Raw genomic sequence first — 13,085 nt, forward strand, 5'->3', positions numbered from 1 at the left:
CGACCGCGGTGCTCTGGAGTGAACGCGGTGACGTGTCTTGCCAAAACAGGCCGTCGACGGTTGTGTGCTGATTCATACTGGCCGCTCAGCGAAGAACCGTCTCTTCCGAACCGAGAGTTGACCCCAGAGAGTTGACGTTGCGCCCCAACCCATTCGGCGAGTCGCTCCCCCGCGTCGTGCCCGGCGAGGTGGTCGAGATGTCGGTGCCCGCTGGGCTGCCCCGCCCGGACCGGACGGAGCCGGACCGCGGGCCGCGCGTCGCTGTACTGAGTCTGCGCGAGGTGCGGCCGATCGCCGACTTCGGTGGTCTGCACGAGGCCGAGGAGGTGCTGGTCGAGACGACGTCAGCCGGGTTGTACCGGGTCGTGCTGTCCTCTCCGAGGTACTCGCGGCCGCCGTTCACCTCGGGCGTGCTGCGCCGCGCGATGAACTCGAGCCGGTTGGTGCACCCGTATCGGATCGAGCACCACCAGCAGCGAGGTAATCCGGCCGATGTGCTGGTCGTGCTGGCCCGCGACCTGGCCGATGCGGCCGTGCTGGTCGGGGTGCCCGGCTGGCACGAGCTCGGTGACGTCGTTCTGGTGCACATCTCGGTCGTCACCGAACGTGACCTGCGCAGGTACCCGGAGCTGGTCGGTCAGCTGCGCAAGCGGGTCGACGCGCTGTTCAGCGGCACCGAGATGCCACCGCTCGGGCACCTGCGCTCGGACCGGCTGCGCACCGTCGGGGTGGTCCCGCCGATGATCGACGTGCTGGCGTTCCCCACCAGGGAGTCGGAGGAACGCACGATCGACATCTTCAGCCCCGGCGCTCGCCCACCCGGCCAGCACCGGCTGCTGAACCACTGGGCGGACGCGAACGGCGGCCGCTACCAGCACGACATCGGCCAGCTCGGCGCCATCACCTCGCTCGCGCAGCACCGGCGGATCTTCACCACGATGGCAACCAGGTCGCGCATGATGCTGACCAACTTCAGCCAGTTCGACCACCGCCGCCACGCGGGCCAGCACCGGGAGGTGGGCGGCCGCTTCTACGACGCGATGGCGGCAGGCTGCGCCCTGGTGGGCGACCTGCCGACGTCGTCGCGCCAGTTCGGCGAGTACCTGGCGGCGGCCGAGCCACTGGGGTTCCCCTCGGATGCGCTACGCATGCCCGACGAGGTGATCGCCGCACTGGCGGACCACGGAGAGTCCCGCCGCCTCGGCAACGCCGCCAGAGCAGCGGCCCTGCGCTACAACGACGTGGCCCACCGCTACGCCGAAATGATCACCCTGGCCGACATCCCCGACTCCCCGGGCGTGCAACACCGAATAGACCACCTGGCAGAAGAAGCAAGAAGAACCGAAAAGACGTAACCCACACCCCGAGCGTGGGATGCGCATCGCAACCCAACCACCTCACCCCGCACCGGGAACGTGGTGCCGCACGTTTCAAGGCTGGGCCCCGCAAGGCGGGCCGAAGGCCGTTCCGCCGAAGGCGGGTAGTGCCTGAGTGGCGGCTCCCAAGCAGGGCACCAAGCGCGCGCGTCGCCGAAGGCGACTTTTTTCCGCAGTGGGCCCCCGAAGGGGGTCCGCGAGGAAAAACCCCAGGCAGCGAGCCGTTAGGCGAGCCGCCTGGATCGTTCCCGGTTGGCCCGGAGGGCCTGCCGGGAACGATGGCGCGCGAAGCAGGCCGAGTTAGAGAACGACTTTTCCCTCGACCGCCTTCAGCGCGATATCGGTCCGGTAGTGGCACCCGGGAAGCCGGACCTCGACAACCCGCCGGTACGCATCCTCCCGAGCCGAGGCAAGGTCCGAGCCTGTCCCCACGACGGACAGCACCCGCCCGCCCGCGGACAGCACGGCCCCGTCGTCACGCAGCCGGGTCCCGGCGTGCAGCACCCCGTCGACCTCGGCGCCGGTGATGACGTCCCCGAGGCGGGGCGTCCCCGGGTATCCGTCGGCCGCGACGACGATCGTCACGGCCGATCCCGAAGCCCACTCCAGCTCGGGCTGCTCGCCGAGCGTGCCGGTGGCGGTCGCGTGCAGCAGGGCCGCGAGCGGGGAGCGCAGCAGCGCGAGCACGACCTGCGTCTCCGGGTCACCGAACCGGCAGTTGAACTCGACGACAGCGGGACCTTCGGAGGTGAGCGCGAGGCCCGCGTACAGCAGACCGCTGAACGGATTGCCCCGCGCGGCCATCTCGTCCACGACGGGTTGGACCACCGAGGCGACGATGTCCGAGACGAGGTTCTCCGGCGCCCAGGGCAGCGGCGCGTAGGCGCCCATGCCGCCGGTGTTGGGTCCGGTGTCGTCGTCGCCGACGCGTTTGAAGTCCTGCGCGGGCAGCAGCGGCCGAACGGTGGTGCCGTCGACCAGGCAGAACAGTGACACCTCCGGGCCGTCGAGGAAGGACTCGAGGAGCACCGGGTGGCCACCGTCGAGCAGCATCATGGCGTGCGCCCGTGCGGTCTCCAGGTCGTCGGAGACCACGACGCCCTTGCCAGCGGCGAGTCCGTCGTCCTTGACCACCCAGGTCGGGCCGAAGCGGTCGAGCGCGGCGTCCAGGTGTGCCGGGTTGTCCACGATCTCGGCGCGTGCGGTCCGTACGTTCGCGGAGGCCATGACGTCCTTGGCGAACGCCTTGGAGCCTTCGATCGCGGCGGCCGAGGCGCTGGGACCGAAGCAGGCGATCCCGTCGGCGCGCACGGCGTCGGCGACCCCGGCGACGAGCGGCACCTCGGGGCCGACCACCACCAGGTCGGCTCGCCACTGCCGGGCGAGCGCGGTGACCTCGTCGGGGTCGGCCACATCGGCCAGACCCAGCTTCTCCGCGACCGTTTGGGTGCCGGCGTTGCCGGAGGCACACGCCAGCGCGGTGACCGAGGGATCCTGCGCCATCGCCAGGACCAGGGCATGCTCACGGGCTCCGGAGCCAATTACCAGGACTCGCACAGATGCGGAGCCTAACCGCCTCCACGGATCGTGATATTTCGCAGGTCGACTTCGCGGATCTTGCCTACCCGGAGTTGATGGCGGCCACCAGCGTTCACCCACACGTTCACCGCCGGGCCCCCGGACGTGGCACGCCGGTCGTCAGCACCCACAATCGTGCGCGCTATGACCACGCTGCTGACCCGGTCCCCGCTGATCATCGCGCATCGCGGCGCATCCGGATACCGCCCCGAGCACACGTTGGCCGGCTACGAGCTCGCTGCCCGGCTCGGTGCCGACTACCTGGAACCGGACCTGGTCAGCACCCGCGACGGTGTGCTGGTCGCCCGGCACGAGCCGGAGATCGGCGAGACCACGGACGTCGCACAGCATCCCGAGTTCGCCGGTCGGCGGACCGTCCGGGAGATCGACGGCGTCGCCCGCACCGGCTGGTTCGCCGGCGACTTCTCGCTCGACGAGCTGCGCACGCTGCGCGCGGTCGAGCGCATCCCGGCGATCCGGCCGCGCAACACCCGGTTCGACGGCCAGTTCCCGATTCCGACGTTCGACGAGATCCTGGCGCTCGCCGGTCGCCTCACCGAGGAGCTGGGCCGGCCGATCGGGGTGTACCCGGAGACGAAGCACCCGAGCTATCACGCGTCGATCGGTCTGCCGCTGGAGCCGTTGTTGCTGCGTTCGCTGCGCGACTTCGGGCTCGATCGGCCGGATGCCCCGGTGTTCGTGCAGTCCTTCGAGGTCAACAACCTGCGGGAGCTGCGTGCCGCCGGGCTGAGCGTCCCGCTGGTGCAGCTGCTGAGCGCGAGCGGCGGCCCGGCGGACAACGCGGTGTCGGACTACCAGCGCATGACGACGCCGGAGGGCCTGGCCAGGGTCGCCCGGTACGCGTCGGCGATCGGCCCGGACAAGTCGATGCTGGACGCCGCGCTGGTGGACGACGCCCATGCGGCGGGCCTGGCCGTCCACCCGTACACGTTCCGCGCTGAGCCGCAGTTCATCCCGCTGGCACACCCCGACGCGGTGGCGGAAATCCACCACTACCTGCAGCTGGGCGTGGACGCGATCTTCACCGACAACACGGACGCAGCAGTCTTCGCCAGAGCAGAATTCGTGAGTGGCACGTGGCCCTACCCCGAAGGGGCGCCGAAGGCGTAGCGACACTCGCCACTCACGACACGCTTTTCGTCGTGAGTGGCGAGTGTCGCTATAGGACCACTTGCCACTCACGGGTAGTAGACCCCGCCACCACCCTCACGCAACAACAGCGGCAGCCAACGAATCCCCCAACACGGGCGCGAGCTTGAACAGGTTGTCCCCGTGCAGCGCCACCACGGCTCCGGCCCGCTGCACGACGTACCCGTCCCCCCACCCACTGAGGCTGTCGCAGTACAGCTCCTCCACCGGCTCCGGGTCGCACCAGGGAAGACTCTCCCGCACATACGAGCTGGTGAACTCACGAGCAGCGTCGATCAACCCCTGCCGAGACACCTGATCGGTCTCAACGGGGTTCCCGGCCAGATGCCCACCGACCGCCCACCGCCCAGGCGCGGTCAGGTGCTGATAACTGGTGAACCCGGCCCTCCAGTGCTCGCTGCGGTCCAGCACACAGGGCGGTCGTAGCCCCGGATCGTGGACCGCGAAGGTGAACCGGCAGTGCCGCGCCAACCGGTCCGGCACGCTCAACCCGACCTGCGCGGCGAGCGAGGCGGTCCCCGCACCGGCGACGATCACGCACGCGTCGAACGTCTCGCCGTCGACCAGTACCCGATCCCCGCTCAGCTCGACCCAGCGCACCGCGCGTTCGACAAGGCTCCCGCCGACGCGCCGGACGAGGAACTCCCCGACGCCGGTCACGTCGACCACCCCACCGGCCGGGTCGACCAGCACCGGAGCATCACCCACCGGAACCGGTACGGACACCGGGTCGGGTATCTCCACCTCGGCACCGGCGGTGCGCATGGCCGCGGCCCACCGCGGGGCGTCCGACGAGGCGAACATCGTCGTCTGCGAGCCGATCAACGCCCGGCCGGCCAGCTCGCTCCACTCGCGGTACCGCTCCCGGGCGCGCATCGCCAGCGAGACGAGCTCCGGCTCGGCGTGCGCCAGCCGGAACACCCGCGACGAACCGGCAGAGCGCTGGCTCATCGGGTCCTCGGCCTCGAAGCAGCTCACCCGCGCACCCGCGTCCAGCAGGGCGGACGAGGTGGCCAGGCCGACGACGCCGGCCCCGACCACCGCGACGTTCATCGGCACCCGTCAGACCACCGCCTCGTCGACGAAGCACCAACGCCACGCCTCACCGGGCTCGAAGGAGCGCATGACCGGGTGTCCGGTCTCCTTGGAGTGCAGTGCGGCGTGCCGGTGCGGGCTGGAGTCGCAGCAGGCGACGTGCCCGCAGCCCAGGCACATCCGCAGGTGCGCCCAGACGTGCTCGCCGGCCGCGAGACAGTCGGCGCAGCCCTCGGTGTTGTCCGGCCTCGGCTCGACCCAGGTCGGCGAATCGAACGATGCAACGTGCGTACAGCTCACAATGTGTCCCTTTCGCGGCTCCCGGCTGGTCCTTTGCCAGACCCACCAGTCATTCTTCCTGGCGTGGAAGGTATTTCGCTCATCGCGCTGGTTCTCGGTTGCCTTGCGGTCACCGCCGTGTGTCGCAGGTTCGGCACGAGCCCGACGCTCGTGCTGGTCGTGGTCGGCATCGCGGCGTCGTTCGTCCCGTGGGTGCCGGACTTTCGGATCAACCCCGACCTGGTGCTGCTCCTGGTATTGACGCCGCTGCTCTACTCGGCCGCGCTGGACTCGTCCTACCTGGGGTTTCGCACCAACATCCGGCCGATCGGGCTGCTCGCCGTCGGGCTGGTGATCTTCAGCACGATCGTGGTCGGGGTGACCGCGTGGTGGCTGGTCCCCGGTCTGACGCTGCCCGCCGCGCTGGTGCTCGGTGCCGTCGTGGCCCCGCCGGACGCGGTCGCGGCGACCGCGGTCGGCCGCAGGCTCGGCCTGCCTCGTCGGACGATGACGATCCTCGCCGGTGAGAGCCTCATCAACGACGCGACGGCGCTCACCCTGTTCCGGGTGGCGATGGCCGCTGCCGCGGGCACGGGCATCTCGCTGCTGTCCGGCATCGGTATGTTCCTGCTGGCCGGTGTCGGCGGCACCGTCATCGGGCTGGCCGTGGGCTGGCTGGTGCACTGGATCCGGCTGCACCTCAACGACTCACCGATCGAGAGCGCGCTCGGGATCGTGGTGCCGTTCGCGGTCTACCTGATCGCCGAGGAGGCACACACCTCCGGGCTGCTCGCCGTCGTCGTCGCGGGCCTGTACCTGGGGCACCGCGCGCCGGAGACCGGGTTCGCCACGCGGCTGCAGGACGATGCGGTGTGGCGTGCCTCGGACACCGTGCTGGAGGCGGTGGTGTTCGCGCTCATCGGTCTGCAGCTGACCAGCGTGGTGCGCGAGGTCGGCGCGGTCGGGCCGCTGCTGCTCGGCGGCATCGGCATCACCGCGGCCGCCGTGCTGGCCCGGATCGTCTGGATGTACCCGTCGACGTACCTGCCCCGGATGCTGTCCAAGAAGATTCGGGAACGTGAGCCTGCGATGAGCTGGAAGATGCCGGCCGTGACCTCCTGGGCAGGGATGCGCGGGGTGGTCTCGCTCGCGGCCGCGTTCGCGATCATCCCCGGGGTTCCGCACCGCGAGCAGCTGATCTTCCTTGCGTTCTTCGTGACCGTGGCGACGCTGCTGCTGCACGGCACGACGCTGCCATGGCTGATCCGCCGCCTGGGGGTGACCGGTCAGGAGTCCTCGACAGACGCATTGGCCGAAGCACAGGCGCAGCACGCCGCGGGGCAGGCCGCTGTCGCGCGGCTCGACGAGCTGGCGGCGGAAGGTGGTCAGGTGACCGACCACACCGTGCAGAAGCTGCGCTACATGGCGCAGATGCGGACGAACTCGTCCTGGGAACGGCTCGGCCGGGGCGCCGAGGAGGCAGGTGAGAGCCCCAGTGCGGCGCACCGGCGGCTGCGCCGCGAGATGGTCGCGGCCGAGCGGGAGACGTTCGTGAAGTTCCGGGACGAACGCCGCATCGACGACGAGGTGCTGCGCCGGGTCATGCGAGAGCTGGACCTCGAGGAGGCCCAGCTCTCCCGCGACGACTGACCCCTCGTGAGTGTTGAGTGTGGCTATAGCCACACTCAACACTCACGAGGTTCTGGCTGCTATTGGCTCATCTGTTGCTGCTGGATCTGGGCGTTCTGCCGGTCGAGCTGCTGTTGTTGCTGTTGCAGCTGGATCTGGTTCTGCTGGTTCACGGCCTCGTTCTGCTGGTTCGTGGCCTGGTTCTGCTGGTTCAGTTGTGCCTGCCGGTCCAGCTCCGCCTTCTGCTGCGCCAGCTGGGCGTTCTGCTGGTCGATCGTCGCCTGCTGCTGGGCCGCCTGCTGTTGCTGCGGGGTCTGCGGCGCCCGCTGGGGCGGGGCGGCGGCGCGCTGCGGCTGGGCTCGCTGCGGCTGCCTGCCGTCCTGGGCCTCGCGGATGGCCCGGTCGATCTCGTCCTCGTCGCGCGAGAGCTGCTGGCTCATCGCGACCGGGGCGACCCGCTGGTCGCCCGACGATGCCGGGGCGTGACCGAGCTGGCCACCCATGACGATCAGTCCGCTGACCGCGAACGCGGCGGTCACGCTGAAGAGCCTCTTGCGCATGGCCTGAACTCCCGAGGTAGTTGACAGGTGTCGTTGATCTACGAGCGGTCGGCCGGGATCATGGCACGTGGGAGCCGCGTTCGTTCACGAAATCGAGAAATCTGGCAGGCTCCCGCCCGAAGCTGCCACTCCCTCGACACACCCGCGCAATCCGGGTGTCGCGGTGTGGACATCGACCGAGGTGAAGGTGTGCGCATGATGATGGGTTCGCGGCGGCTGGCTCTCGGCCTGATCGCCACGGTGGCAGCGTTGACCACCGCCTGTTCGACCGCCCAGCCCTCCGGCCCCGGCCAGCCCAGCGCCGCCCCGAGCCGGGGCGACGACAAGGCAACACCTCTGGTGATCGGGCACCGAGGCGCGCCGGGCTACCGGCCGGAACACACCATCGCCTCGTACGAGCTGGCAGCGCGCATGGGCGCGGACTACATCGAGGCCGACGTGGTGCCAACCAAGGACGGTGTGCTCGTCGACCGGCACGAGCCGGAGATCGGCGGCACCACCGACGTCGCGTCGCACCCGGAGTTCGCCGACCGCAAGACCACGAAGACCATCGACGGCACGCAGATGACCGGCTGGTTCACCGAGGACTTCACCCTCGCCGAGCTGAAGACGCTGCGCGCGGTCGAGCGGCTGCCCGATGTACGGCAGCACAACACGATGTACAACGGGCGCTACCAGATTCCGACGCTGCAGGAGTACCTGGACACCGCCAAGCGGATGTCCGACGAGCTGCACCGCACGATCGGCGTGTACATCGAGACGAAGCACCCGACGTTCTTCCGCTCGCTCGGGATCGGCGTGGACCCGATGCTCGTCGACGTGCTCAACCGCAACGGGCTGAACAAGGCGGACTCGAAGGTCTTCATCGAGTCGTTCGAGACGAACATCCGGGGCCTGCACAGCCAGATTCCGGTGCCGATGATCCAGCTGATCGACGTGACCGGAGCGCCTGCCGACCTGGTCGCGGCCGGTGACCGCCGCACCTACGCCGACCTGCTCACCCCGGCGGGCCTCGCGGAGATCGCCACCTACGCGAAGGGCATCGGCCCGGAGAAGTCGCAGATCGTGCCCACCGACATGGCGGGCAACCCGGGCCAGCCGACGACGCTGGTCGCGGACGCGCACCGCGCGGGCCTGATGGTCCACCCGTACACGTTCCGGGACGAGAACCAGTTCCTGCCAGCCGACCTGCGCAGCTCACCGAACCCGTTCAGCGCGTCGGACTACGGCAAGGGCATCGACGAGGACGTGCGGTTCTTCCAGCTCGGCGTCGACGGCATCTTCACCGACAACACGGACACCGGCATCGAGGCCCGCACCCAGTTCTTGTCGACCAAGGCCAAGTAAACCCGTGAGTGATTTCGGCTGCCCTGGCAGCCGAAATCACTCACGGGTCTTTAACGTTCGATGGTCTGTTCGCGGCCCGGGCCGACGCCGATCGCGGACACCTTGGCGCCGATCATGCCTTCCAGCGCGAGGACGTAGTCCTGGGCGTTCTTCGGCAGGTCCTCGAACGACCGGCACTCGGAGATGTCCTCCCACCAGCCGGGGAACTCCTCGTACACCGGCACGGCGTGGTGCACGTCGGTCTGCGTCATCGGCATCTCGGTGCACCGCTTGCCGTTGACCTCGTAGGCGACGCACACCGGGACCTTCTCCAGGCCGGACAGCACGTCGAGCTTGGTCAGGAAGTAGTCGGTGATGCCGTTGACCCTGGTCGCGTACCTGCCGATGACCGCGTCGAACCAGCCGCACCGACGAGGCCGCTTGGTGTTGACGCCGACCTCACCGCCGACCTTGCGCAGCCGCTCACCCATCGCGTCGTGCAGCTCGGTCGGGAACGGGCCGGATCCGACGCGCGTGGTGTACGCCTTGAGGATGCCCAGCACCCGGTCGATCCGCATCGGACCGATACCGGCGCCGACGGCCGCGCCACCGGCGGTCGGGTTGGAGCTGGTCACGAAGGGGTAGGTGCCGTGGTCGACGTCGAGCAGGGTGCCCTGCGAGCCCTCCAGCAGCACCGTCTCGCCCCGGTCCAGCGCCTCGTTGATCAGCAGCCGGGTGTCGGCGATGCGGTGTTCGAACCGGCGGCCTGCCGTCTGCACGGTCTCCATGACCTCGTCGACGTCCAGCGCCGCCCGGTTGTAGACCTTGACCAGCACCTGGTTCTTGAACTCCAGCGCGGCCTCGACCTTCTGCCGCAGGATCTTCTCGTCGAGCAGGTCGGCGGCGCGGACCCCGACGCGCGCGATCTTGTCCTGGTACGCGGGCCCGATGCCGCGACCGGTCGTGCCGATCTTGGCCTTGCCCAGGTAGCGCTCGCCGACCTTGTCGATCGCGATGTGGTACGGCATGATCAGGTGCGCATCGGCCGAGAGCAGCAGGCCGGACGTGTCCACCCCGCGCTCTTCCAGGCCGGCGAGCTCGCTCACCAGCGCACCCGGGTCGACGACCACCCCGTTGCCGATGACGTTCTTGACGCCAGGGGTGAGGATCCCGGACGGGATGAGCTTCAGCGCGAAGTCCTGCCCATCGGGCAGCACAACGGTGTGGCCGGCGTTGTTACCGCCCTGGTACCGCACCACCCACTGGACCTTGCCACCGAGCAGGTCGGTGGCCTTCCCCTTGCCTTCGTCGCCCCACTGGGCGCCGATCAACACAATTGCGGGCATGGTCAGCCCTCACTCCCGGCCTGGAATCAACTGACGTCAACGAACGAACGTGCACACAGCACTCACGCGTGCACGCACACAGCATGCACAAACAACCGGGGCCGCGCACGGCCCGGCAGAGACTAACTCATCACCCACCCGGGCACTATGAGACGCTGACCTCGTCATGAAGATCGTCACGCTGACCTGCCCTTCCTGGGCGGGCGACCTGCCTCCCGCGCTGTCCGACGTCCCGGCGCACGCCGTTGCCGAGCGTCCGGGCAAGGACGACGTCGACGCGCTGACCTCGGAATCCACCCGCATCGTGGTTGCCGGCACCGATGCCGACCTGGCCGCTGTGGCGCTGCGTCTGTTGCGCAAGGAACGCCTGGCGCAGGTCGAGCTCGCCTACCTGCCGACGTCACCGGACTCGGCGGTCGCGGACGTCTGGGGGCTGCCGACGAACCCGGACGCGGCGGCCACGCTCGCGGTGCGCGGCGATCCCGACGCGGTGCCGCTGGTCAGGGACGACAACGGTGGGGTGCTGCTCGGGCGGGGTGAGCTGAGGCCGCTGCGCGGGGTCGTCTACTGCGACGACGACCTCGTCCTGCGCGGTGGTGCCCGGCGCCTGGAGGTCACGCCGCTCGCGCCGGTCGGGGTGGACGTGCGCGTGGTGCGCCCGGGTCTGCTCGGCTCCCGGGTACGTGCGTCCAGCGGTCGCGCCGTGCAGATCGGTTGCCTGGCCACCCTGGTCGTCTCGGACGGTGTGCCCCATCCTCGGCCGGTGACCCGCTGGACCTGGTACAAGCACACCGAACCGTTGCGCCTGGTCAGAGGTCTGCACTAGTGCGGTGGATGCACCGCGTCGATGTCCGCTCCGCTGGCCCCGAACCGGAACTCCTCGGGTAGCCGCGCGGGGTCGAGCTGTGGCCCGAGAACCGTGTAGGTCGTGACCACGAGCCGGGGACGGAGCCCGGCGATCCTCGGATCGGTCACACTGACCAGCTCCGGCTTCCCGTCGAGACCGATACCGGGCAGGCCGGCGTCGGTCAGCCCGGAGTCGATGTCGGACGCATCGGACGAGGTCAGCGCGATGGTGTCGTCGTGCGTCGCGCCGCTCGCCGGGATGGTCTCGCTGTAGAACCAGTCGCCGCGCGGCCCGAAGGAGGAGCTGACCAGTGTCGAGTCACCGGTGCCCAGGATCTCGGGGATGTCACCGAACCTGGCCACCCCGAGCCGGTACTGGTCGAGCCGTTCCAGCGGCGGGGTGAAGGCCGGTGACCTGGTGGTCACGGAGTAGCCGAGCACCTGGTCGAGGGGGCCGACCAGCGCCTGCACCGCGTACAGGTCGGCGACCCAGACGGCCTCGCGGACCGCGTTGGCAGGCCGCAGGATCGCCGGCGGTCCGCCCAGCAGCTGCTCGTACCGGCTCAGGCTGACCCCGGTCGACAGCTGCCCCACGACGGTCTTCGCGGCCTCGGTCGGGGCCACCGGCGGCGGACCGGGTGCCGGCGAGGAGTTCCACACCAGCCCGACCACCGCGAGCACCCCGGCGACGATGAGACCACCGATGATCTGGGACCACAGTCCCCGGTGGTGGAGCGGGCCGAGTGGGGACGTCTTCGGACCTGGTGGCCGCCGCTGCCGCATGCCGAACATCGTCGCCGATCAACCGGCGGGTTCCAACCTCACGGTGTCGACGAAATCCTGGAAGTCGGCCATCAGCTCGGTGTACTGCCCGCTGCTCGCGGTGAGTACGAGCCGCAGCACGACCAGCTCAGGCCCGTCCACGAGGGACATGTAGACCTGGGACTGGACGAGGTCGAACGTGGTCCCGTCGATCGCGACGACGATCGCCAGCAGCTGCACCAGCCCGGGTGCGTCGACCGAGCCGACCTCGGTGCGTTTGATCACCACCACGACGGCGCCCGCGTCCTTCAGCGCGGCTACCGCGTCGTCGGCGAGGTCGGTCAGTGAACCGCTGCCCGACTCGTCGTTGACCGTGATGGTCGGGGTGTACCCGTGGTCCGGGTGTGGGAACAGCGCGACGAACGCCGCGTCCGGGGCACGCACCTCGTCCGGCGGCGCCGCCTGCCAGCCGTCGGGCAGCTCGAACTCGATCGAGGTCGGCACAATGCCTGCCACGATAGTCGTCTCCTTCTACTGCCCCGGCCGGTTTTGAGACCAGAACGGTAGCCAGAACCGACCGCCGCCGTACCGAAAACGCACAAACACCTGACAAACCATCAGCGCACACACAGCAAGCACACGCCGAACAGAGGCTGGGGCCTCTGTGCGGCGTGTGTTCGGTCTGTGCGGGCTACTCGGTGACCTCGTCGATCTCGCCGGTGTCCAGGTTGAAGACGAAACCGTGGATGGTCATGTCCTTCAGCAGGAACGGGCTGGTGCGCAGCTGCGCCATTCCTCGCTGGACATGGCTGACCGGGTCGCCGAACGTAGCCGGCCGCCAGGTGGGCGGCTGGCCGGTCTCCTCGGCGAGCTCGTTGACGAACTCGTCGTCGGTGAACGACAGCATGCCGCACCTGGTGTGCGCCATCAGGATGACGCCGCGGGTGCCGAGCTTGCGCTGGCTGATCGCCAGAGATCGGATCACGTCGGTAGTCACCGCGGCGCCCGCGTTGCGGATGATGTGCGCGTCACCGATCCGCAGCCCGAACGCCCCGAGGGCCTCGATCCTGGCGTCCATGCAGGTCACGATCGCGACCTTCTCGGCGGGCGGGGCGGACAGGCTCGTGTCCAGCTCCGCCGGGTTGGGGCGGTGGGACAGCAACTCCTGAAGACTCACC

The 13,085-nt window shown here is 69.4% G+C and carries 13 protein-coding genes; 5 read left to right on the top strand and 8 right to left on the bottom strand.

Annotated elements, in window-relative coordinates:
- Nucleotides 1-137 precede the first annotated feature (137 nt).
- Complete coding sequence (locus G406_RS0141010) at nt 138-1,355, top strand: glycosyltransferase (RefSeq protein ID WP_156935437.1); 1,218 nt, start codon at nt 138-140, stop codon at nt 1,353-1,355.
- 321 nt (nt 1,356-1,676) lie between these two features.
- On the opposite strand, the gene purD is transcribed toward G406_RS0141010, so the two are convergent.
- Nucleotides 1,677-2,933, bottom strand: coding sequence for a phosphoribosylamine--glycine ligase (purD, locus tag G406_RS0141015; protein WP_028938380.1), 1,257 nt, complete (start codon nt 2,931-2,933; stop codon nt 1,677-1,679).
- Nucleotides 2,934-3,098: 165 nt separating this feature from the next.
- Here purD and G406_RS52975 point away from each other — a divergent pair, with 165 nt between their 5' ends.
- Nucleotides 3,099-4,085 carry a glycerophosphodiester phosphodiesterase gene (locus G406_RS52975; protein WP_051343366.1) on the top strand — a complete coding sequence of 329 codons (987 nt, stop codon included), beginning with the start codon at nt 3,099-3,101 and terminating at the stop codon, nt 4,083-4,085.
- Between the two features lie 96 nt (nt 4,086-4,181).
- Here G406_RS52975 and G406_RS0141025 read toward each other — a convergent pair whose 3' ends face one another.
- The gene (locus G406_RS0141025) at nt 4,182-5,177 is read right to left on the bottom strand and encodes an FAD-dependent oxidoreductase (protein ID WP_028938381.1); all 996 of its coding nucleotides are present in this window, start codon (nt 5,175-5,177) and stop codon (nt 4,182-4,184) included.
- Nucleotides 5,178-5,186: 9 nt separating this feature from the next.
- Nucleotides 5,187-5,459 (bottom strand): UBP-type zinc finger domain-containing protein, encoded by a 273-nt coding sequence (locus tag G406_RS0141030; RefSeq protein WP_245607407.1) that lies wholly within the window; start codon nt 5,457-5,459, stop codon nt 5,187-5,189.
- A gap of 63 nt (nt 5,460-5,522) precedes the next feature.
- Here G406_RS0141030 and G406_RS0141035 point away from each other — a divergent pair, with 63 nt between their 5' ends.
- Nucleotides 5,523-7,088: a Na+/H+ antiporter gene (locus tag G406_RS0141035; RefSeq protein WP_028938382.1), complete on the top strand. Its 1,566-nt coding sequence runs from the start codon at nt 5,523-5,525 to the stop codon at nt 7,086-7,088.
- A 59-nt stretch (nt 7,089-7,147) separates the two neighbouring features.
- Here G406_RS0141035 and G406_RS0141040 read toward each other — a convergent pair whose 3' ends face one another.
- Nucleotides 7,148-7,627: a hypothetical protein gene (locus tag G406_RS0141040; RefSeq protein WP_028938383.1), complete on the bottom strand. Its 480-nt coding sequence runs from the start codon at nt 7,625-7,627 to the stop codon at nt 7,148-7,150.
- A 201-nt stretch (nt 7,628-7,828) separates the two neighbouring features.
- On the opposite strand from G406_RS0141040, the gene G406_RS0141045 reads away from it, so the two are divergent.
- On the top strand, nt 7,829-8,974 hold the full coding sequence (locus G406_RS0141045; RefSeq protein ID WP_028938384.1) for a glycerophosphodiester phosphodiesterase: 1,146 nt from the start codon (nt 7,829-7,831) through the stop codon (nt 8,972-8,974).
- 50 nt (nt 8,975-9,024) lie between these two features.
- On the opposite strand, the gene G406_RS0141050 is transcribed toward G406_RS0141045, so the two are convergent.
- Nucleotides 9,025-10,299, bottom strand: coding sequence for an adenylosuccinate synthase (locus G406_RS0141050; protein WP_028938385.1), 1,275 nt, complete (start codon nt 10,297-10,299; stop codon nt 9,025-9,027).
- 166 nt (nt 10,300-10,465) lie between these two features.
- Here G406_RS0141050 and G406_RS0141055 point away from each other — a divergent pair, with 166 nt between their 5' ends.
- Nucleotides 10,466-11,125, top strand: coding sequence for a hypothetical protein (locus tag G406_RS0141055; RefSeq protein WP_028938386.1), 660 nt, complete (start codon nt 10,466-10,468; stop codon nt 11,123-11,125).
- On the opposite strand, the gene G406_RS0141060 is transcribed toward G406_RS0141055, so the two are convergent.
- From G406_RS0141060 to G406_RS0141070, 3 genes are all read right to left on the bottom strand, one after another.
- Nucleotides 11,122-11,928 (bottom strand): hypothetical protein, encoded by an 807-nt coding sequence (locus G406_RS0141060; RefSeq protein WP_156935439.1) that lies wholly within the window; start codon nt 11,926-11,928, stop codon nt 11,122-11,124. The two genes, G406_RS0141055 and G406_RS0141060, sit on opposite strands and share 4 nt — an antisense overlap.
- A gap of 18 nt (nt 11,929-11,946) precedes the next feature.
- Nucleotides 11,947-12,423 carry a hypothetical protein gene (locus G406_RS0141065; RefSeq protein WP_028938388.1) on the bottom strand — a complete coding sequence of 159 codons (477 nt, stop codon included), beginning with the start codon at nt 12,421-12,423 and terminating at the stop codon, nt 11,947-11,949.
- Nucleotides 12,424-12,598: 175 nt separating this feature from the next.
- Nucleotides 12,599-13,084: a beta-class carbonic anhydrase gene (locus tag G406_RS0141070; protein WP_028938389.1), complete on the bottom strand. Its 486-nt coding sequence runs from the start codon at nt 13,082-13,084 to the stop codon at nt 12,599-12,601.
- Between the last annotated feature and the right edge of the window lies 1 nt (nt 13,085).

This window comes from Actinospineispora spinosispora DSM 44797, from assembly GCF_000429025.1.
Taxonomy (GTDB): Bacteria; Actinomycetota; Actinomycetes; order Mycobacteriales; family Pseudonocardiaceae; genus Pseudonocardia; species Pseudonocardia spinosispora.